Origin of the sequence: Bradyrhizobium ottawaense, from assembly GCF_002278135.3 — a bacterium.
Lineage (GTDB): Bacteria > Pseudomonadota > Alphaproteobacteria > Rhizobiales > Xanthobacteraceae > Bradyrhizobium > Bradyrhizobium ottawaense.
On sequence record NZ_CP029425.2, the window covers coordinates 6,005,058 to 6,025,072 of the forward strand.

The 20,015-nt window shown below is 65.5% G+C and carries 21 protein-coding genes; 10 read left to right on the plus strand and 11 right to left on the minus strand.

Translation table 11 applies throughout. The features are described 5' to 3' along the window. Window positions 1-2 precede the first annotated feature (2 nt). On the minus strand, window positions 3-1,187 hold the full coding sequence (locus CIT37_RS28460) for an amino acid ABC transporter permease (RefSeq protein WP_028143400.1): 1,185 nt from the start codon (window positions 1,185-1,187) through the stop codon (window positions 3-5). 89 nt (window positions 1,188-1,276) lie between these two features. Here CIT37_RS28460 and CIT37_RS28465 point away from each other — a divergent pair, with 89 nt between their 5' ends. The 4 genes from CIT37_RS28465 to CIT37_RS28480 all read left to right on the plus strand — a co-directional run bounded on the left by CIT37_RS28465 (window position 1,277) and on the right by CIT37_RS28480 (window position 5,320). Beyond that, window positions 1,277-2,149, plus strand: a complete 873-nt coding sequence (locus CIT37_RS28465; RefSeq protein ID WP_028143401.1) for a MurR/RpiR family transcriptional regulator — start codon at window positions 1,277-1,279, stop codon at window positions 2,147-2,149. 3 nt (window positions 2,150-2,152) lie between these two features. After that, the gene (locus CIT37_RS28470) at window positions 2,153-3,502 is read left to right on the plus strand and encodes an aspartate aminotransferase family protein (protein ID WP_095426339.1); all 1,350 of its coding nucleotides are present in this window, start codon (window positions 2,153-2,155) and stop codon (window positions 3,500-3,502) included. A 10-nt stretch (window positions 3,503-3,512) separates the two neighbouring features. Continuing rightward, entirely contained in the window at window positions 3,513-4,526 is a 1,014-nt protein-coding gene (locus CIT37_RS28475; RefSeq protein ID WP_028143403.1) for an amino acid ABC transporter substrate-binding protein, read from the plus strand. 155 nt (window positions 4,527-4,681) lie between these two features. Next, window positions 4,682-5,320 (plus strand): aspartate/glutamate racemase family protein, encoded by a 639-nt coding sequence (locus CIT37_RS28480; RefSeq protein ID WP_028143404.1) that lies wholly within the window; start codon window positions 4,682-4,684, stop codon window positions 5,318-5,320. Here the strand turns inward: CIT37_RS28480 and CIT37_RS28485 are convergent. Next, entirely contained in the window at window positions 5,317-5,964 is a 648-nt protein-coding gene (locus CIT37_RS28485) for a TetR/AcrR family transcriptional regulator (RefSeq protein ID WP_028143405.1), read from the minus strand. The genes CIT37_RS28480 and CIT37_RS28485 overlap by 4 nt on opposite strands. A 155-nt stretch (window positions 5,965-6,119) precedes the next feature. Here CIT37_RS28485 and CIT37_RS28490 point away from each other — a divergent pair, with 155 nt between their 5' ends. Genes CIT37_RS28490 through CIT37_RS28510 form a run of 5 tightly spaced genes read left to right on the plus strand, consistent with a single transcriptional unit; the run spans window position 6,120 to window position 10,872 of the window. After that, complete coding sequence (locus tag CIT37_RS28490; RefSeq protein ID WP_007607931.1) at window positions 6,120-6,329, plus strand: ferredoxin; 210 nt, start codon at window positions 6,120-6,122, stop codon at window positions 6,327-6,329. A gap of 57 nt (window positions 6,330-6,386) precedes the next feature. After that, the gene (locus CIT37_RS28495) at window positions 6,387-7,607 is read left to right on the plus strand and encodes a cytochrome P450 (protein ID WP_095426340.1); all 1,221 of its coding nucleotides are present in this window, start codon (window positions 6,387-6,389) and stop codon (window positions 7,605-7,607) included. 28 nt (window positions 7,608-7,635) lie between these two features. Beyond that, a complete protein-coding gene (locus tag CIT37_RS28500; RefSeq protein WP_095426341.1) occupies window positions 7,636-8,958 on the plus strand; it encodes an MFS transporter in 1,323 nt (440 codons plus the stop codon). A gap of 3 nt (window positions 8,959-8,961) precedes the next feature. Next, window positions 8,962-9,621 carry a sulfite oxidase-like oxidoreductase gene (locus tag CIT37_RS28505; protein WP_095426342.1) on the plus strand — a complete coding sequence of 220 codons (660 nt, stop codon included), beginning with the start codon at window positions 8,962-8,964 and terminating at the stop codon, window positions 9,619-9,621. Window positions 9,622-9,648: 27 nt separating this feature from the next. Continuing rightward, window positions 9,649-10,872: a bifunctional alpha/beta hydrolase/OsmC family protein gene (locus CIT37_RS28510; protein ID WP_095426343.1), complete on the plus strand. Its 1,224-nt coding sequence runs from the start codon at window positions 9,649-9,651 to the stop codon at window positions 10,870-10,872. Window positions 10,873-10,882: 10 nt separating this feature from the next. On the opposite strand, the gene pdxR is transcribed toward CIT37_RS28510, so the two are convergent. Further along, window positions 10,883-12,313, minus strand: a complete 1,431-nt coding sequence (pdxR, locus tag CIT37_RS28515) for a MocR-like pyridoxine biosynthesis transcription factor PdxR (protein ID WP_174719474.1) — start codon at window positions 12,311-12,313, stop codon at window positions 10,883-10,885. A gap of 100 nt (window positions 12,314-12,413) precedes the next feature. Between pdxR and CIT37_RS28520 the strand changes: the two genes are divergently transcribed. Then, a complete protein-coding gene (locus CIT37_RS28520) occupies window positions 12,414-13,328 on the plus strand; it encodes a DMT family transporter (RefSeq protein ID WP_095426345.1) in 915 nt (304 codons plus the stop codon). On the opposite strand, the gene CIT37_RS28525 is transcribed toward CIT37_RS28520, so the two are convergent. The 8 genes from CIT37_RS28525 to paaB form a co-directional block, all read right to left on the minus strand. Beyond that, complete coding sequence (locus CIT37_RS28525) at window positions 13,307-14,365, minus strand: YeeE/YedE family protein (protein WP_038972765.1); 1,059 nt, start codon at window positions 14,363-14,365, stop codon at window positions 13,307-13,309. The two genes, CIT37_RS28520 and CIT37_RS28525, sit on opposite strands and share 22 nt — an antisense overlap. Before the next feature lie 2 nt (window positions 14,366-14,367). Beyond that, on the minus strand, window positions 14,368-15,372 hold the full coding sequence (locus tag CIT37_RS28530; protein WP_095426346.1) for a quinone oxidoreductase family protein: 1,005 nt from the start codon (window positions 15,370-15,372) through the stop codon (window positions 14,368-14,370). Window positions 15,373-15,446: 74 nt separating this feature from the next. Further along, window positions 15,447-16,778, minus strand: coding sequence for a phenylacetate--CoA ligase PaaK (paaK, locus tag CIT37_RS28535; RefSeq protein WP_028143415.1), 1,332 nt, complete (start codon window positions 16,776-16,778; stop codon window positions 15,447-15,449). A 38-nt stretch (window positions 16,779-16,816) separates the two neighbouring features. Further along, window positions 16,817-17,266, minus strand: coding sequence for a hydroxyphenylacetyl-CoA thioesterase PaaI (paaI, locus tag CIT37_RS28540; protein ID WP_038947071.1), 450 nt, complete (start codon window positions 17,264-17,266; stop codon window positions 16,817-16,819). A gap of 101 nt (window positions 17,267-17,367) precedes the next feature. After that, a complete protein-coding gene (gene paaE / locus CIT37_RS28545; protein ID WP_095426347.1) occupies window positions 17,368-18,450 on the minus strand; it encodes a 1,2-phenylacetyl-CoA epoxidase subunit PaaE in 1,083 nt (360 codons plus the stop codon). Window positions 18,451-18,452: 2 nt separating this feature from the next. Beyond that, the gene (gene paaD, locus CIT37_RS28550; RefSeq protein ID WP_038947069.1) at window positions 18,453-18,956 is read right to left on the minus strand and encodes a 1,2-phenylacetyl-CoA epoxidase subunit PaaD; all 504 of its coding nucleotides are present in this window, start codon (window positions 18,954-18,956) and stop codon (window positions 18,453-18,455) included. Continuing rightward, on the minus strand, window positions 18,950-19,726 hold the full coding sequence (paaC, locus tag CIT37_RS28555) for a 1,2-phenylacetyl-CoA epoxidase subunit PaaC (RefSeq protein ID WP_028143419.1): 777 nt from the start codon (window positions 19,724-19,726) through the stop codon (window positions 18,950-18,952). The genes paaD and paaC overlap by 7 nt, the downstream gene beginning before the upstream one ends. Then, complete coding sequence (gene paaB / locus CIT37_RS28560) at window positions 19,726-20,013, minus strand: 1,2-phenylacetyl-CoA epoxidase subunit PaaB (RefSeq protein ID WP_028143420.1); 288 nt, start codon at window positions 20,011-20,013, stop codon at window positions 19,726-19,728. The genes paaC and paaB overlap by 1 nt, the downstream gene beginning before the upstream one ends. Window positions 20,014-20,015: the final 2 nt, after the last annotated feature.

Below are 20,015 nucleotides of genomic sequence, written 5' to 3' on the forward strand. Positions count from 1 at the left end.
GTTCAGCGCTCCACCAGCGCGATGCGCGAATTGTACCAGTTCATGAAGAAGCTGATGGAAAGGCTGATGGTCAGGAACACCGCCATGATTAGCGCGATCGCCTCGATCGCCTGCCCGGTCTGGTTCAGCGTGGTGTTGGCGATCGAGACCACGTCCTGGTAGCCGATCGCGACCGCGAGCGAGGAATTCTTGGTCAGGTTGAGATACTGGCTCGTCATCGGCGGCACGATGACGCGCAGCGCCTGCGGCAGGATGATCTGTCGCAGCATGAAGCTGCGGCGCAGGCCAAGCGCGTTGGCGGCATCCCACTGTCCGCGTGGCACCGACTGGATGCCGCTGCGCACGATCTCGGCAATGAAGGCCGAGGTGTAGGTGACGAGCGCGATCAGCAGCGCAAAATATTCCGGGGCAAGCGTCAGCCCGCCGACGAAATTGAAGCCGCGCAGCTCCGGCCATTCGATTGTCCAGGACACGCGAAGCAGTACTGACACCAGCACGGGCAACGCGAGGATGAAGCTCACCGCAAAGGGCCATACCGGCCGCGGCTTGCCGTCGCGCATCTGCTGCGCGATCAGCCATCGCCGGATGAGATAGACCACGGCAAGGCCGAACACCGCCGTGCCGAGCACCCAAAGCTGCGGCGGGCCAAGCGGAATGGCCGGCAGGATCAGGCCGCGATTTGACAGGAACACGCCCTCGATCGGCCGCCATGCCGCGCGCGCGGCCGGCAGCGCCTGCATCAGCACGTACCAGAACAGGAGCTGAAGCAGCAGCGGGATGTCGCGGAGCGTTTCGACATAGACGGCGGCGAGTCGTGACAGCAGCCAGTTGGCCGACAAGCGCGAGATGCCGATCAGCGTGCCCAGGATGGTCGCGAGCACGATGCCGATCACGGCGACGCGCAAGGTGTTGCCGACGCCGACGACGAAGGCCCAGAGATAGGTGTCTCTCGGATTATAGGCGAGCAGGCTGTCGGCGATCGGCATGCCGGCCTCGCGGCCGAGGAAGGCAAAGCCGGTGGTGATGCGGCGCGCCGAGAGGTTGGTGACGGTGTTGGACCAGAGAAACGCGATGACCGCGACCGCGATCCCGACCACCAGCACCTGCCAGAACAGGCCCTGCAGCTCGCGGCGTCCCCATGCGCCGAACAGGCGGCGGCGCGGCGGTCTCCGAGCGTCCGTGGTCACAGCGCAAAAATCCTTCTTGAAGAGCGACGATTTCCGGCCAGCGCACGTCAACTGTTGCACCAATCTATAATTCGTGCAACAAATGTTTCATGGCCGAGCCCGCGAAATCCTCGCCGCTGAGCGAACTGCGCATTGCATTGCCATCGCTGCCGATGCGGCTGCAGGAAGTCGGGCGCTTCGTCGCCGCCAACGATTACGACGCCACCACCCGCTCGATGCGCGACCTCGCGGCCGAAGCCGGCGCCGATCCCGCCGCGTTCACGCGGCTCGCCAAGGCGATCGGTTATTCGGGCTGGGACGAATTGCGCGCGGCGCTGACCGAGGCGCGGCGACCATCGCAGACTTCGCCCTTCTCCGGCCGCGCCAGAAGCCGCCGGCCCGGCCCAAATGCCGATGTCGCGCTGGTCACCGACAAGCTCGAGGCCGAGGCCGCCGGCCTGCCGCGCATTCCGGCGCAGCCGATTGCGGAGGCCGCGCGCTCCCTGCATGAGGCCAAGCGGATCTGGATCGCCGGCTATCGCAGCTGCCGCAGCGTTGCCGAGCTGTTGAACTACGAGCTGCGGCTGTTCCGCCCCGAGCAGGTGCAGCTCGTCGGCGTATCCGGTCCCGACGATCTCGATCTCGGCGCCTTCCGGCCAGGCGAGGCCGTCATCGTCATCGGCTTCCTGCCTTACACGCATGCGAGCGTCCGCGTCGCGCAAGCCGCCCATCACAGCGGCGCAACCCTGATTGCCATCGCGGACAGTCTCTCTGCGCCGATGGCCGAGGGCGCTGACCACGTGCTGCTGTTCGAGGCGGCCTCCTCTCCCGGTTTCTTCCCGAGTCTCACCGGCGCCATCGCGATCGCGCAGTCGCTCGCCGCGGTGACATTCTCGCTCGGCGGCGTGGCCGCGAAGAAGCGCCTGGAGACTACCGAGGCGCGGCTCACTGCTGCCTCCATCTACGTCTCAGAGAAAGGTTGATCCATGGCCGCTCGCACCAGCCGCGTGCTGCACCGCTCGCTCCGCGAGACGCCGCCCAAGGCGATCGGCGGCGAAGGCGTCTATCTCTTTGCCGAGGACGGACGCCGCGTGATCGACGCTTCCGGCGGCGCAGCGGTCTCCTGCCTCGGCCATCAGCATCCACGCGTGATCGCGGCGATGGCGAAGCAGGCCTCGACGCTGGCCTATGCGCATACTGCTTTCTTCTCGTCCGAGCCGGCCGAAGCGCTCGCCGAGACGCTGGTCGGCCACGAGCCCGGCGGTCTCGCTTACGCCTACTTCGTCAGCGGCGGGTCCGAGGCGATCGAAGCCAGCATCAAGCTCGCGCGGCAGTATTTCATCGAGCGCGGTGAGCCGCAGCGACAACATTTCATCGCACGGCGACAGAGCTACCACGGCAACACGCTGGGCGCCCTTGCGGCCGGCGGCAATGCCTGGCGCCGCGCGCCCTATGCGCCGCTGCTCTCGGCCGCCTTCAGTCATGTGACGCCGGCGTTTGCCTATCACGAGAAGCGCGACGGTGAATCCGATGCGCAGTTCGTGGCGCGCCTGGCGGCGGAGCTCGAAGCGGAATTTCAGCGGCTCGGTCCCAACACGGTCGCGGCGTTCCTCGCCGAGCCCGTCGTCGGCGCCACCGCCGGCGCGGTGACGGCACCGGACGGCTACTTCAGGGCGGTGCGTGAGATCTGCGACCGGCACGGCGCGCTGCTCGTCCTCGACGAAGTCATGTGCGGCATGGGCCGCACCGGCACCACGCATGCCTGGGAGCAGGAAGGGGTCGCGCCCGACATCCAGGCGATCGCCAAGGGCCTCGGTGGCGGCTACCAGCCGATTGGGGCGATGCTCGCGAGCGGCAGGATCATCGACACCATCCGCGCGGGCTCAGGTGCCTTTCAGCACGGCCACACCTATCTGGCACACCCCCTCGCCTGCGCCGCCGCACTGGCGGTGCAAGAGGTGATCCGCGAGGACGGCCTGCTCGAGCGCGTGAAGGAGCGCGGCAAGCAGCTCGAACAGCGCCTGACCGAGCGCTTCGGCAATCACCGCCATGTCGGCGATATCAGGGGCCGTGGCCTGTTCTGGGCGATCGAGCTCGTCGCCGATCGCGGCAGCCGCGCCTCGTTCGATCCCGCGCTCAAGCTCAATCAGAAGATCAAAGCGGAGGCCTTCGCCAATGGGCTCGGCTGCTATCCCGGCGGAGGCACCGTGGATGGCGTGCGCGGCGACCACGTGTTGCTGGCGCCGCCCTATATCGCCTCCGCAGAGGAGATCGACCTGATCGTCGACAAGCTCGGCACGGCCGTCGACAACGTGTTGCGTAGTGTCAATCACTGAGGGGAGTAGCATGATGAGGAAAGTGGTTATCGCAGCGAGCGTCCTCGCTGCATCGACGGTTGTCGCATCCGCCGCGACGCTCGATACGGTGAAGAGCCGTGGCACGCTGGTGTGCGGCGTCAGCGCCGGCTTTGCCGGCTTCTCGGCGCCCGACTCGCAAGGCAATTACAAAGGTCTCGACGTCGATTATTGCCGCGCGCTCGCTGCTGGCGTGCTCGGTGATGCCAGCAAGGTGCGCTACGTCTCGCTGACGGCGCAGAACCGCTTCACCGCCCTGCAATCGGGCGAGATCGACGTGCTCTACCGCAACTCGACGCAGACCTATCTGCGCGGTGTGACGCTGGGCCTGCGGCAGGGCCCGGTCAACTTCTACGACGGCCAGGGCTTTGTCGTGAAGAAGGACCTGGGCGTCAAGGACATCAAGGATCTCAAAGGCGCCACCGTCTGCGTGGCTCAAGGTACCACGCACGAAGTCACGCTCGGCGATTACGGCCGCGCCAACGGCATCGACTGGAAGCCGCTGGTATTCGACCGCGTCGACACCATGTACCAGACCTTCTTCGGCGGCCGCTGTGATGCCATGACCCAGGACGCCTCCGCACTCGCCGGCGCCGTGACCACCGCGGCGCCGAACCCGGCCGACTACGTCGTGCTGCCGCAGACGATCAGCAAGGAGCCGCTCGGGCCCTTCACCCGCAACGGCGACGAGGTCTGGAGCGACATCGTCACCTGGCTGCATTACGGCCTGATCGAGGCCGAGGAGCTCGGCGTGACGCAGGCCAATGTCGACGAGATGGCGAAGTCGCAGACGCCCGCGATCCAGCGCCTGCTGGGCGCCTCCGGCGACCTCGGCTCGCGGCTCGGGCTCGACAACAAATGGCTGGTCACCGCGATCAAGGTCACCGGCAATTACGGCGAGATCTACGAGCGCAATGTCGGCAAAGCAAGCCCGCTCAAGCTGGACCGCGGCCTCAATGGCCTCTGGAGCAAGGGCGGCTTGATGTACGCGGTGCCGTTCAAGTAGGGAGTTCACCTCTCCCCGCCTGCGGGGAGAGGTCGACCGCGCAGCGGTCGGGTGAGGGGGACTCTCCGCGAGTCCAACTCTCACCGTCCCCGCGGAGACTCCCCCCTCACCCCGCCCCTCTCCCCGCAAGCGGGGCGAGGGAGACGAGACATCCCATGCGCATCGCCCTGATCCACGCCCTCAAGCATTCCATCGCCCCGATCGAAGCCGCGTTTGCAAAAGCGTGGCCGGAGGCGCGGCTGATGAACCTGCTCGACGACAGCCTGTCGGCGGATCTTGCCCGGGACGGTGCGCTCAACGATGCCATGACCGATCGCTTCCTCGCACTCGGCGATTATGCGGCGGCGACCGGGGCGAACGGGATCCTGTTCACCTGCTCGGCCTTCGGCCCCTGTATCGAGGCGGTCGCACGCGCGCATGCGCCGATGCCGGTGCTCAAGCCCAACGAAGCCATGATCGAGCGCGCGGCGACGATGGGCAGGCGCATCGGCCTGTTGTCCACTTTCCCCCCGACCCTTGTGTCGATGCCGCCGGAGTTTCCGGCCTCCGTCCAAATCGTGTCGAAGCTTGCCGAGGGCGCGCTGGCGGCGCTCGACCGCGGGGACCGCGCCACCCACGACCGGCTGATCGTCGAAGCGTCAAAGGACCTGCGAGATTGCGACGTCATCGCGCTGGCGCAGTTCAGCATCGCAGCAACGGCACCGCTGGTCTCGGAAGCGACTGGCCGTCCCGTCGTGACCACGCCTGACAGCGCGGTCGACAAGCTGATGAAGCTGCTGAAAGCGAAGGCTTAGGCACCTGTCGCTTTCCGACGCCGCACGTCCTTGATGGCAGCGGCGAGCGCGGCCTTCGTTTCGCTGACGAAATCCTCGACCAGTTCCTCGCGGGTGGCATGCGCGGCCTCGCCGGTGAACAGGCCCTGCTCGGCCAGCATCACCACGCCGTGCAACGCCGCCCAGATCTTGAGCGCCTGGCGCTCGCGCAAATAGCCGACGGCGGGCACTTCCAGGGCTTCGATCACGAGCGAAAAGGTCTCGCGCGTAGCCTCGTGCAGCTCGCTGCCCTTGGCGGCCCATGCCACCGTGCGGGACGCGAACATCAGGCGGTAGATGCCGTTCCGTCGCAATCCGAATTCGAGCATGGCCTGCGCCAGCCGCGACAGTTTAGATTGCGTTGACGGTTTCGCCATCGCCTCCCGAAAGATCGCGCTGAGCTGCCGGAATGCCTCCGCCGTCACCGCCGCGAGCAATGCCTCGCGATCGGCGAAATGCCGGTACGGCGCCGGCTGCGAGACGCCGAGCTGCTTCGCCAGCGCCTTGATGCTGATCGCCTCGGCACCGCCCTGCTCCGCCTCACGCAATGCGGCCTTGATCAGAGCATCGCGAAGGTCGCCATGATGGTAGGTGTTCGCAGGCTTGCGGGCGAGTTGTGAGCGCATGGTGTGGCGAACCTATAAGTTTGCGCTTGACAGGGAAAGCCTGCCGCGAATGTAATAGCATATAACTTAAAGCCCACGGCAAATGCCGCGGACAAAAATCGACATGAGGAACGCGCCGCCCTGCGGGCCCCGCGCATACGACCGAGGATGCCGCCATGACAGAGCGACTGAGGGTTCACGTGGATCCCGACAAATGCCAGGGCCACGCGCGCTGCAAGGCACTCGCGCCGGAACTTTTCGAGCTGGACGAATACGGCAACGCCCACGAAGCCGGCGACGGCACGGTCCCGCCGGGACTCGAGGACAAGGCGTGGCTTGCCAAATCCAACTGCCCGGAAATCGCGATCGATGTGATCGAGGAGTAGTGCGGCCTCTGCCGCCCCGCGTCCTTTCAGCGAACACGAGCCAAGGGATTCCCTGCCATGTCCGACGCCAGTCCGCCCGCCGCCCATCCGCCCGTCACCGACTGGGTCCATGATTTCGACCATACCGATCCGCAATGGACGGAGGATCCCTTCCCGATCTGGGACGAGCTGCGCGCAGCGAGCCCGGTTGTGCACACCGAGCGTTTCCTCGGCTGCTACATGCCGACGACCTATGAGGCGGTACGCGAGATCGCCAACGACACCGAGCATTTCTCCTCGCGCCGCATCATCGTGCGCGACGTCCGTCCCGAGGTGGCGAGGAACGCCGCACCGCCGATCACTTCGGACCCCCCCGTGCACAAGCCGGCCAAGCAGCTGCTGCTGCCGCCTTTCACGCCGGACGCGATGAAGAAGCTGGAACCGCGGATGCGCGCGATCTGCAACGAGCTGATCGACGGCTTCATCGCCGATGGCAAGGTCGACGCCGCCGCACGCTACGCCAAATATATCCCGGTTCGGGCCATCGCCCACATGCTCGGCATCCCCGAGAGCGACAGCGATGTCTTCATCAACTGGATCCACATGATCCTCGAGCTGGGCATCAAGGACGAGAGCAAGCTGCTGCAGGCCGTGCAGGAGATGAGCGCCTATTTCAGGACGCATATCGAAGAGCGCAGATCGAGGCCGACCAGCGATCTCATCTCCTATCTGATGAACGCCAAGGACAAGGAAGGTCAGCCGCTGGAAGAGTCGCACGTGCTGGGCTCGCTGCGCCTGCTCCTGATCGCCGGCATCGACACCACCTGGAGCGCGATCGGTTCCTCGCTCTGGCACCTCGCTAAGACGCCGGGCGATCGCGAACGGCTGATCGCCGAGCCAGGACTGATCCCGATCGCAGTTGAGGAGCTGCTGCGCGCCTATTCGCCGGTGACGATGGCCCGCGAGGTGGTCAAGGAGACCACGATCTCGGGCTGCCCGGTCAAGGCGGGCAACATGGTGCTGCTGTCCTTCCCGGCCGCAAATCGCGACCCCAAGATGTTTCCGGACGCTGACAAAGTCGTGATCGACCGTCGCGAAAACCGGCACGCCGCCTTCGGCCTCGGCATTCACCGCTGCGTCGGTTCCAACCTGGCGCGCATGGAGATGCAGGTTGCGCTGGAGGAATGGCTAAAACGCATTCCAGATTTCCGACTCGATCCGGCAGGCGCCGTGACCTGGTCACAGGGCACGGTGCGGGGCCCCCGCCAGTTGCCATTCTTGCTCGGAAAGGCGATGTAGGCCTTTCCAGACAACGGAGAGGCCGGGCATGACCGAACAAGCAATCGAGCCGGCCTCCGACTACATCGACATCGCCGACGCCAAGCGGCGGATCAAGGCAATCTTCATCGGCTCCATCGGCAATCTGGTCGAATGGTACGATTTCTACGCCTATACGGCGTTCGCGCTCTATTTCGCTCCCGCCTTCTTCCCTGGCAACGACCCCGTCGTGCAGCAATTGAACGTCGCCGTCGTCTTTGCGGCGACGTTCCTGATGCGCCCCCTGGGCGGCTGGTTCTTCGGCTATCTCGCCGACCATTTCGGACGGCGCATCTCGCTCACGCTCTCTGTCGTCTTCATGTGCTTCGGTTCGCTGATCATCGCGCTGACGCCGACCTATGCCACGATCGGATTCGCCGCGCCGGTCATCCTCGCGCTTGCACGCGTCATCGAGGGCCTGAGCCTCGGCGGCGAATATGGCGCCAGCGCCACCTATCTCCGCGAGGTCGCAGATCCCAGGCACCGCGGCTTCTATTCGAGCTTTCAATACGTCACCCTGATCGGCGGCCAGCTCACCGCGATCATCGTGCTGCTGCTCCTGCAAAAGGTCTTCCTCACCCCACAGGAGCTGAAGGACTGGGGGTGGCGTATCCCCTTCGCGATCGGCGCAGCGCTGGCGATCTTCGCAGCGGTGATGCGGCGCGGCCTGCACGAGACGGAGGCGTTCGAGGAAGCCAGGAAGGTGGTGAAGCCGACCGGCTCGATCACCAATTTGCTGCGTTATCCGCGCGAGCTGCTGCTGGTGGTCGGCCTCACCGCCGGTGGCACCGCAGCGTTCTACACCTTCACCACCTACATGCAGACCTTCGTCAAGCTTTCGGTCGGGCTGACCGAGGACCAGACCACTTTCGTGATCTTCGGCACCTTGGTCTTCGCGACCATCCTCCAGCCGATCTACGGCGCGATCTCCGACAAGATCGGGCGCAAGCCGCTGCTGATCTTCTTCGGTGTCGCCGGCACGCTCGCGACCGTACCGCTGTTGATGACGCTGAAGGAGACCAAGTCGCCCTTCGTCGCGTTCGTCCTGATCTGCTGTGCCTGGCTGTTCGTCGCCGGTTACACCTCGATCAACGCCGTGGTGAAGGCCGAGCTGTTCCCGACCAATGTCCGCGCGCTCGGCGTCGGCCTGCCCTATGCCATCACGGTGTCGGTCTTCGGCGGCACCGCGCCGGCGATCGCGCTCTATTTCAAGAGCATCGGGCACGAGGAATGGTTCTACTTCTACCTCAGCGGCATCATCTGCCTGTCCTTGATCATCTATGCTACCATGCGCGACACCAAGCACACTTCGGCAATGCATCGGCACGAGTAGACCATGGCTGACGAGACGCCATCCGACAGCAAGCTGACGCGCACCAAGGAGAAATGGGCGCGCGAGGGCCGCTTCCTCACAGGGAAGATCACGCGGCCGGAGGACCAACGGCTGCCGCCCGGCCAGCACCTCACCAAGGACTGGCCTGTGCTCGATCTCGGAGTCGTGCCGCCGGTGTCACGCGAGCGCTGGCGGCTCGACGTCTACGGCGCGATCGAGAGCCCCGTGTTCTGGACCTTCGACGAATTCATCGCGCAGAAGCAGGCCCGGTTCACCTCCGACATCCATTGCGTCACCACCTGGTCGCGCTACGACAATGAGTGGGAAGGGCTTGCCACGCGTGATCTGCTCGCGGCCTGCCAGCCGCGCGAGGATGCACGCTTCGTGACGCTGCATTCCCATGACGGCTACACCACCAACCTCGCGCTGGAAGACTTTGCCGCCGAGGATGCGCTGCTCGCCCATAGCTGGTCCGGCCAGCCGCTGACGGAGGAGCATGGCGGCCCGGTGCGGCTGGTCGTGCCGCATCTCTATTTCTGGAAGAGCGCGAAATGGCTCCAGGCCATCGAATTCCTGACCGCGGACGCGCCGGGCTTCTGGGAGGTCCGCGGCTATCATAGTCGCGGCGACCCCTGGGCCGAGCAACGCTATTCCGACGATTAGAATTCAAGCAGGAACGAGGGGAAGCCCATGTCGACGGAGCGCTTTCAGTTCACGGGCGAAGGCGGACATCAGCTTGCCGCCGCGCTGGAGTTGCCGGACGGCGAGCCCGCGGCCTACGCGCTGTTTGCGCACTGCTTCACTTGCGGCAAGGATACGCTCGCCGCCAAGCGCATCTCGGTCGCGCTGGCAGCCAAAGGCATCGCGGTGCTGCGCTTCGACTTCACCGGGCTCGGCTCGAGCGAAGGCGATTTCGCCAATTCGACCTTTTCGTCCAACGTCGCCGATCTCGTCCGCGCAGCCGACCATCTGCGCAACGCCCGCAAGGCGCCGTCGCTCCTGATCGGCCACAGCCTCGGCGGCGCTGCGATCCTCGCGGCAGCCGGACATATCCCGGAAGCCAGGGCAGTTGTGACCATCGCGGCGCCATCCGATCCGGCGCACGTGACCGGCCTCTTCAGGGAGAATCTCGACAACATCCGCGCGCAGGGCGAGGTCGAGGTCTCGCTCGCAGGACGCCCGTTCCGGATCAAGCGCGAGTTCCTCGACGACATCGCCGAGCACGAGCTGATGAAGGACATCACGGGGCTGCACAAGGCGCTGCTGGTGATGCACTCGCCGGTCGACGACACCGTCGGCATCGACAATGCGACCAAGATCTTCGTTGCGGCCAGGCACCCCAAGAGCTTCGTCTCGCTCGACCATGCCGATCATCTGCTCGCCAAGCCCGCCGACGCGCTCTATGCGGCCGATCTGATCGCGGCCTGGTCGAGCCGCTACATCGACACGGCAAAGCCCGCGAAGGCGATGGATCTGCCTGAGGCGCCGCGCCAGGTCGTGGTCCGGGAGACCCGCAAGAGCAAGTTCAACCAGATCATCAGCGTCGGCCCGCATCAGCTTGTGGCAGACGAGCCGGTGGCTGCCGGCGGCGAGGACGCCGGCCCCGGGCCCTACGATTTCCTGCTCGCCGGCTTGGGCGCGTGCACTTCCATGACCATGCGTCTCTATGCCGACCGCAAATCGCTGCCGCTCGACCGCGTCACCGTTACGCTGAAGCATTCGAAAATCTACGCCAAGGATTGCGCGGAGTGCGACACGCGCGAGGGCATGCTCGACCAGATCGAGCGCGACATCGCAATCGACGGCGCGCTGGATGCCGAGCAGCGCAAGAAGCTGATGGAGATCGCCGACAAGTGCCCGGTGCATCGGACACTGACCTCGGAGATCCGCATCGTGACGAAGGCCGTGGGCTAGTGCGACTGCGCTAGAAGCACGATGCCATCGTCCGCAATGCCGCGCCGATCTCGTTCTCGCGCCAGGCCGCAAAACCGAGCAGCAGGCCATGATCCCGCGGCCGGTCCAGCGCAAGGCTGGACAGCGCCCGCGTTTCGACGCCCGCGGCAGCCAGTCGTTTGACTGCCGCCCGATCGGCGGTGCCGCGTTTGAGACGGGCGACGAGCTGGATGCCGCCCGCAGGCACTTCGACCGAGAGCATCTCGCCCAGATGGCGCTCCAGTCCTGCAACGAGGTGGTCGCGGCGCGCGTGATAGAGCCGGCGCATCCGGCGCAGATGCGCGAGGAAATGCCCGTCGGCGATGAACTCGGCCAGCGCTTCCTGGATGTGGCTCGCGGCAATCAACCCGATGTGCCGCTGCGCGATTTCCAACGTGCTGACCAATGCCGACGGCACGACGAGATAGCCGAGTCGGATATCCGATGTCATCACCTTCGAGAAGGTACCGACATAGAACACGCGGCCATGGGCATCGAGGCCTTGCAAGGCCGGCACCGGCCGGCTGTCATAGTGGAATTCGCCGTCATAATCGTCCTCCACGATCCAGGTCTTGCCGGGCCTGCACAGCCTGAGAAATTCGGTGCGGCGCGCCAGTGACATCAGCCGTCCGGTGGGATGCTGGTGCGATGGCGTCATGAAGATCAATTTCGGAGCCGCGAGACCCGGCATCCGCTGCATGCCCTCCGTGTCCAGCCTCATGCCGGTCACGCGCGCGCCGGAGGCGCGGAAAGCGGCGGCCGCGCCGGGATAGCCGGGATCCTCGACCCAGACCTCGTCGCCGGGGGAGATGAGAACTGCCGCGATCAAGGTCAGCGCGGCCTGCGCGCTCGGCAGGATCATGACCTGCTCTGCCGTGGCGCGAACGCCTCTGCTCGCGGCCAGATAATGCGCGAGCGCCTCGCGCAGGCGCGTTCGGTTGACGGGTCCGAGCTCGCGTTTGGCCGCACGCACGGCGCTGCGGCGCAGGCAGCGAGCCCAGATCTCGTTCGGAAACTCCCGCGCATCTCCAAGCCCTGGCCGCAACGGTCTGAGCGGCACCTGATAGGACATCGGCCAGTCGGTCTGCTTGAGCTGCGAGGCCCAGGGTGAAAGCCGCGGCTTGCCGGTGCGCACGCGCGCCGCAACGGCCTCCGCTCCTTGACGCCGTTCGCCGCCGTCGACGGTGACCACCGGACGGCGGCCGTGCGACGCCGCGAGATATCCCTCCGCGGCGAGCTGCTCGAACGCATAGGTGACGGTGTTGCGGGAAACGCCGAGATCGCTGGCGAGCCGGCGGCTTGAGGGGAGCGTGCGGCCTTTGCCGAGGCGGCCGGTCGCGATCAAGCCTCGGAGCTGGCTCGTCAGTTGAGCCACCAGCCCGTCGTCGCCGGCCCGCTTCAGGTCGATCAGGGCCGAGATCATATCGTCCGAAACTGGCACCTTGTTCCTTTCCGATCTGGCGCTTTTGTGGGTACCAGTGCGGATGCTATCGGCCGGACCGGACTGCTTCAAGGATCTTGCGATGAACTCCCTGTCCCCCCGCGCGGCCGTCGGCCTGTTCCTCATCGTCGTGCTGGCCTGGGGCGTGAACTGGTCGGTGACGAAGCAATTGGTGCAGCTCGTCCCGCCGCTGTGGAGCTCGGCGATCCGGAGCTGGATCGCGCTGGCAGGATTGTTTGTCATCCTCGGACTGAGCAACAATCTCGTGATTCCGGAGCGGCGCGACGTGCCGGTGGTCCTCAGCGTCGCGCTGCTGCACATGACGCTCTTCTCCATTCTGGTCGCGGCCGGCCTGCGCTTCCTGCCCGCGAGCAAGGGCATCGTGCTCGGCTACACCACGCCGCTCTGGGTCGCGATTGCGGCACCCCTGCTCGGGAAGGACATGCTGACCGCACCCAAGCTTGCCGGCGCCCTGCTCGGACTGATCGGCCTTGCCGTGATCCTGAATCCGTCCTCAATAGACTGGGGCAATGCCAACGTCGTGCTCGGCGCCGGCATGGTCATCCTGGCCGCGATCTCGTGGGCTGCGAACATCATCTATATCCGCGCGCATCGCTGGATCGCCTCCCCGCTCCAGCTCCTGTTTTGGCAAGTGCTCGTGGCCACGGTCGTGCTCTCGACCCTGGCGATGGTCATCGACGGGCTGCCACATGTGGAATGGTCGTGGCGGCTGGCTATGCTGTTCCTGTACTCCGGCCTGATCGGAACCGCGCTGGCCTATTGGGCGATGTCGATGGTCAACAAGAGCATCTCGGCGCTGACGACGTCGCTTGGCACCACCGGGACGCCGCTCGTCGGTATCGCCAGTGCGGCGATCCTGCTGGGCGAGCCCCTCGACTTGAGCCTCGCCGTCGCGGCCGGATTGATCGTCACCGGCATCGGACTTGCGACGCTCGGCGACCGGCTGTTGCGCGGTCAGGCCATCGCGAGCGGTTGAACCCGCAGCACGCCACGCAGACCCGCGGTCGTGCCGAGCAGGATGCCGGCGAGCGCGACGAACGAGCCCAGCGCCAGCGTCGACACGCCCGTGAGCCCCTGCCCGATCGAGCAGCCGAACGCCATCACGCCGCCGATGCCCATCAGCGCGGCGCCGCTGCCCGAGCGCAGCATGTGGCGCGGCGAGGAATAGCCTTCGAGCTTGAAGCGGCCGGTGGCGAGCGCGGTGATGAGGCTGCCGGCGAGGACGCCGGCGACCGTCGCAATGCCGAAATTGAGCGTCAGGCCGGTCGAGAGCATGGCGTATTGCAGCGCGTCCGCGATCGGCGCGATGAAGGTGAGCGAGGTCACCGGCACCGGATTGAAGTCGTCGGCACCGAGATAGCCGGTGACGAGCCAGCCCGCGGCAACGAGCAGGCCGACGATGATTCCCGCTGCGATCTGACCGGGCGAGCGGCGGAAGGCCGGATGCGCGAAGGCAAACAGGATCAGCACGACGACGAGCACGGCGGCAGCCAGCGCGCGCGAAAGAGCTTCAGCTGGGCCAAGCGTCGCCAGCAGCGACGGCAGCGAATTGGCGCTGACGGTGGTTTGCGAGGCCTGAACCAGCGCGATGCGCGCCGGTGCGATCAGACCCTTGAGGGTCATCTGCGCAGCGATGGCGAGCACGATCACGACGACGAAGGAGCGGAGATTGCCGCGGCCGAGCAGCACCAGGGCGCGCGAGCCGCAGCCGTTCGACAGCACCATGCCGTAACCAAACAGCACCCCGCCGAGGAACAGCACCGGCGCCGAGAACGTCTGCTGCAGGTAGATCGACTTGCCCAAATCGGCCATGCCGTTGCCGGCAAGGAACTGGCTGGCGGCGATCGCGACGGCGATCGCCAGCGCATAGGTCCGCGCCAGCCGCCCGTCTCCTTGCGCGAGCCAGCCGCGCATGCTGCTCATCAGGCAGAAGCCGCTGAGCAAACCGACGGCGCCGTAGACAAGGCCGATGGCGAGGCCGGCGAAGATGACGAGTGCTGCGGACGAATCCATGATTACGGCTTCAGGACCACGCGATCCCGCGAAGAGCCGGCGACCGCGACATACGCCTCCTTGGCGCGCTCCAGCGGATAGACGGCATTCGCCTTGATCGGGAACGGCTTCAGCTGGCCGCTTGCAAAGCCCGCGCCGAGATCGCGCAGCACCGCGCCAGTCGCGGCCGACGACAGGCCGAGCGTGTCGATGCCGACATAGGTGTGCTGGCCCCGGTAGAATTCGAGGATGTTGAACTGCACGATGCGGTCGATCGCGGCGATCAGGATCTGACGGCCACGCAATGCGAGCGACTTGTGCGCGGCCTGGAAATAGGGATCTCCGACGGTATTGAAGACGATGTCGGCGCCCTTGCCGCCGGTCAATTCGCGCACGCGCGTGGCGACGTCGGTCGCGGACGCGTCGATCACCTCGATGGGGGCATTGGTGTGGCCTTCGTAAGCCTCTGCCTTGCGTACCACGCCGATGACGCGCGCGCCCTGCCAGGTCGCGATCTGCACCGCGGCCTGGCCGACCTTGCCATTGACGCCGAACACCAAAACATTCTCGCCGTTCTTCGGCACGCCCGCGCGGCGAAAACCTTCCATCGCGGTAACGAAGGGCACGCCGATGCCGGCGGCCTCCTCCCAGGACACCGTCTTCGGCTTATCGACGACGGCGTCAGCTTCGACGACGAGATGGGTTGCGTGAGTGCCGTCGCGGCGGATGCCGAGATCCCCGGAGGAGCCGAACACCTCGCGGCCGACCGTGCCGGCCGGCCCGTCGATCACCACGCCGGAATAGTCGCGGCCCGGCGTGCGCGGGAATACGGCATAGGGCATCAACCCGGTCGCGGCCTTCACGTCGGAGGGATTGACGGCGGCGGCCTTCACCTCGATCAGGAGATCATTGGGGCCGCGCGTCAGCGTGTGACGCTCGACCACCGGCGCAACCGCCGCGGCGTTCTCGGCCTTGGCATTGAGGCGCACACAGCGCGCTTCGATGGTTTTGGTATCGGCTGGCGACATGAAAAGACCCGCGATTTCTCGCGGGCCTTGTCGCCTTTGGGGCCGATCAAGTCAATCGGTCAAGTCCGGTCAAATCAGTCCTTGGGCCGCTTATCGTAGAGGCGTTTGGCCTTGCCCAGCGAGCGTTCCAGCGTGGCGGGCGCGACCACCTGCACTCTGGAGGTGATGCCGATGGTGTTCTTGATGTGCGTCGAAATCCGGTCGGCATGGTCGAGAAGACCGCGGCCGTCCCAGCTTTCGGATCGCGCCTCCGCGATGATGGTCAGCTCGTCCATACGGCCTTCGCGGGTCAGTTCCAGGATGAAGTGGCCGCCGCACCAATCGGTCGCGAGCAGCACCTCCTCGATCTGGGTCGGGAACAGGTTGACGCCGCGCAGGATGATCATGTCGTCCGAGCGGCCCGTCACCTTCTCCATCCGCCGCATGCCCGGCCGCGCCGTACCCGGCAGCAGCCGCGTCAGGTCGCGGGTGCGATATCGGATCACCGGAAAGGCTTCCTTGGTGAGCGAGGTGAAGACCAACTCGCCCTTTTCCCCGTCGGGCAGCACGGCACCGGTCTCGGGATCGATCACCTCGGGGTAGAAATGATCCTCCCAGATGTGCAAGCCATCCTTGGTCTCGATGCATTCCTGGGCGACGCCGGGGCCGATCACTTCGGACAGACCATAGATATCGGTCGCGTCCATGTCGAAGGCCTCTTCGATCTCACCGCGCATCGCATTGGTCCAGGGCTCGGCGCCGAAGATGCCGACCTTGAGCGAGCATTGGCGCGGGTCGAGCTTCTGACGCTTGAACTCGTCGAGGATCGCCAGCATGTAGCTCGGCGTCACCGTGATGATGTCGGGCCTGAAATCGTTGATGAGCTGCACCTGCCGCTCGGTCATGCCGCCGGAGATCGGCACCACGGTGCAGCCGAGTTTTTCGGCGCCGTAATGCACGCCAAGGCCGCCGGTGAAGAGGCCATAGCCGTAGGCGTTGTGGATGATCATGCCGGTGCGGCCGCCGGCGGCGCGGATCGAGCGCGCCATCACGTCCGACCAGGTGTCGATGTCTCCTTGCGTATACCCCACCACGATCGGCTTGCCGGTCGTGCCGGAGGACGCATGCACGCGCACCAGCTTTTCGCGCGGCACGGCGAACATGTTGAAGGGATAGTTGTCGCGTAGATCCGTTTTCACCGTGAACGGGAATTTCGCGAGATCGGAGAGCTCGCGAAAATCGGACGGATGCACGCCGGCCTCGTCGAAGGCCTTGCGATAATGCGCCACGTTGTCATAGGCGTGCTTCAGCGACCAGGTCAGCCGCTGCTTCTGCAGCGCCATGATCTCGTCGCGCGAGGCGCGCTCATGCGCGTCCATCTCGGCGCTATAGGCGCTGCCGCCTTCCTTGAGTCTCGTCAAAGCCATCTTCGCTTCCCACCATTGATTAGTTTTTTCTTGATTGATTATTGGTTCTGCGTCGGCAGCCACGTGCCGGGAATGACACGCGAGTGTCCGCGGAATTCGGCGATGACGGTATCGCCTGCGGTAACTCGCACGTCATAGATGCCGGAGCGGCCGCCGCGGGTGACCTCGCACGCCTTCGCAACAAGGCGATCGCCGAGCCTGCCCGGCTTGATGAAGGTGATCTGCCCCTGCGCTGCGACCACGCGTTCGTTGTGCGAGTTGCAGGCAAAGGCGAAGGCGGAATCGGCGAGTGTGAAGATGAAGCCGCCATGGGCGATGCGCTGGCCGTTGACCATATCCGGCCGCACCGTCATCGCGAGCGTTGCATAGCCGGGGCCAATCTCCACGATCTCCATGCCGAGCCCTTTGGAGGCATCGTCCTCCGCCCACATCGCCTCAGCGCAGGCGCGGGCAACATCCTCGGGCGACAGGGCAGCTTTGACGTTCACGCGCTTCTCCCGGCCAGATGGTTTTCCATGATGTTCTGCTGGTTGGCCAAAACTGTCAAATAATGCGACGCATTTGCATCGCCGGCGTCTGAAGCACCTGCTCAGACATGGTCATAATCGACCACGACGCGCTCCGACGACGGTTTCGCCTGGCAGGTCAGGACGAACCCGGCCTTCAGCTCCCAGGGCTCCAGCGAATAGTTGATGTCCATCGGCGCCTCACCTTCGACCAGCTTGGCGCGGCAGGTCGAGCACATGCCGCCCTTGCAGGCGAAGGGCAGATCAACGCCGGCGCGTAGCGCCGCATCGAGGATCGCCTCGTCCTCGGCAACCGGAACGTCGCGGCGCTTGCCATCGATGATCAGCGAGGCGATTGCCTTCGGCGGCGCGTCGGGCGCGACCACCTTCTTCGGCCGCGGCTTGCCGCCGAACTCGGAGACGAAGCGCTCGACGTGGATACGCTCTTCCGCGATGCCGAGCTCGCGGCAGGTGGTCTCGATGTCCTCGCTCATGCCAAGAGGGCCACAGATGTAGAGATGGTCGACGCTAGCCGCCGGCACCAGCGAGCGCAGCAGCACCCTCACCTTGTCGCCGTCGAGCCGGCCATGCAGGATCGGGATGTCCTGCTCTTCGCCGGAGATAACGTGGAAGATGGAGAGGCGGTCGATGAAGCGGTCCTTGAGCTCCTCGAGCGCCTCGAGAAACATGATGTTGTCGGTCGTGCGGTTTCCGTAGAACAGGAAGAAGCGGCTGTCCGGCTCGCGCGCGAGCACGCCCTTCACGATCGATAGGATCGGCGTGATGCCGGAGCCTGCGGCGAAACCGACATGGATGCGTGCGCTATCCGCCGGCGGGACTGCACCGAAGCGCCCGGTCGGCGTCATCACGTCGAGCTCGTCGCCGCATTTGAGATCTTCGGCCGCCCAGTTCGAAAACGCGCCACCGTCGATCTTCTTCACGGCGATACGAATCTCGCCGTCATCAGGGCCGGAACAGATCGAATAGGAGCGGCGCACCTCCTCTCCGTCGAGCGTGGTGCGGAGCGTGAGGTACTGGCCGGGCGTGAAAGCGTAATCGCCGGCGAGATCGCCGGGGATGGCGAAGGTCATCGAGACGGCGTCGGACGCCTCGCGACGAAGGTCGCTGACGGCCAGGCGATGGAAGCGCGGTGCGGCTGCTGACATGATCAATGACACTTGAAATAGTCGAAGGGTTCGCGGCAGGACTTGCAGCGCCACAGCGCCTTGCAGGAGGTCGAGCCGAATTCAGACAGCAGCTCAGTGTTTTCCGAGCCGCATTGCGGGCAGCCCACCGCCTGTTCACCAAACAGCGCCCGGCGTGAGCTTGATGCCTGCGGCGGCGCGATGCCGTAGGCGCGCAGCTTTTGGCGGCCCTCCTCGCTCATCCAGTCGGTCGTCCAGGCCGGCGACAGCACGGTGCGGACTTTTGACCGGCGAAAACCGGCGCGCTCCAGCGCCAGCTCGATTTCCAGCGCGATCATGTTCATCGCCGGACAGCCGGAATAGGTCGGCGTGATCGCGACCTCGACGTGATCGCCGTCGAGGGAAACCTCGCGCAGCACGCCGAGATCGGCGATGGTCAGCACCGGAATTTCGGGATCGACCACGCTCGCCGCAGCGTCCCAGGCGCGCCGGCGCAGTTCGCTGTCACGATCGAGCAGGCTCACCATGTCAGGCCCGGAAAGGTGCGCTGCATCGATTGCAGCTCGGACAGGAGATGGCCGAGATGTTCGCTGTGCCGGCCCACGCGGCCGCCTTGCTGCATCCAGTCATTCTGCGGCAATACCAGCGTGGCTTCGCTGACGACATCGGAAAGCGTCTGCAACCAGCGACCACGCAAGGTGCCGGGATCGATCGCGATACCAGCATGGATCAGCGCGCGCTCGCCGTCGTCGACGGCAAACATCTCGCCGGTGAAGGCCCAGAGATGATCGATCGCGGCTTGCGCGCGGGCATGACTCTCATCGGTGCCGTCGCCGAGCCGGATGAGCCACTCCGAGGCGTGGCGCAAATGATAGGCGCTCTCCTTCTCCGACTTGGCGGCAATCGCTGCCAGTGTCGTGTCGCGCGAATTCATCATCGCGCGCCAGTAGAGGTCGGCGAACGCGGAATAGAAGAACTGCCGCACCAAAGTCTGGGAAAAATCGCCGTTGGGCTGCTCCACCAGCAGCAGATTGCGGTACTGCCTGACGTCGCGCAGATAAGCGAGCTTGTCCTCGTCGTTATCCCTGCCCTCGGCCTTGGCAGCGTAGGTGTAGAGTTCGCGCGCCTGACCGATCAGGTCGAGCGCGATGTTGGAGAGCGCCATATCCTCTTCCAGCATCGGCGCATGCCCGCACCATTCCGACAGCCTGTGGCCGAGGATCAGCGCATCGTCGGCGCGGCGCAGCGCGTAGAGCACCAGCGGCGTTTCGGAGACATCGATGTTGGCGACCGGCATCACATATGTCCCACTTCTTCCGGCACCTCGTAGAACGTCGGATGCCGGTAGATCTTCGATTCCGCCGGTTCGAACATCATGGCCTTCTCGGCGGGATCGCTCGCAGTGATCGCGGTCGACGGCACGACCCAGATCGACAGGCCCTCGCCGCGGCGGGTGTAGATGTCGCGGGCGGCTTGCAGCGCCATGGTGGCATCGCTCGCATGCAGCGATCCCACATGCTTGTGCGCGAGCCCATTGCGGCTACGAATGAAGACTTCCCACAGCGGCGTGTTCGGAGTGGCCATGT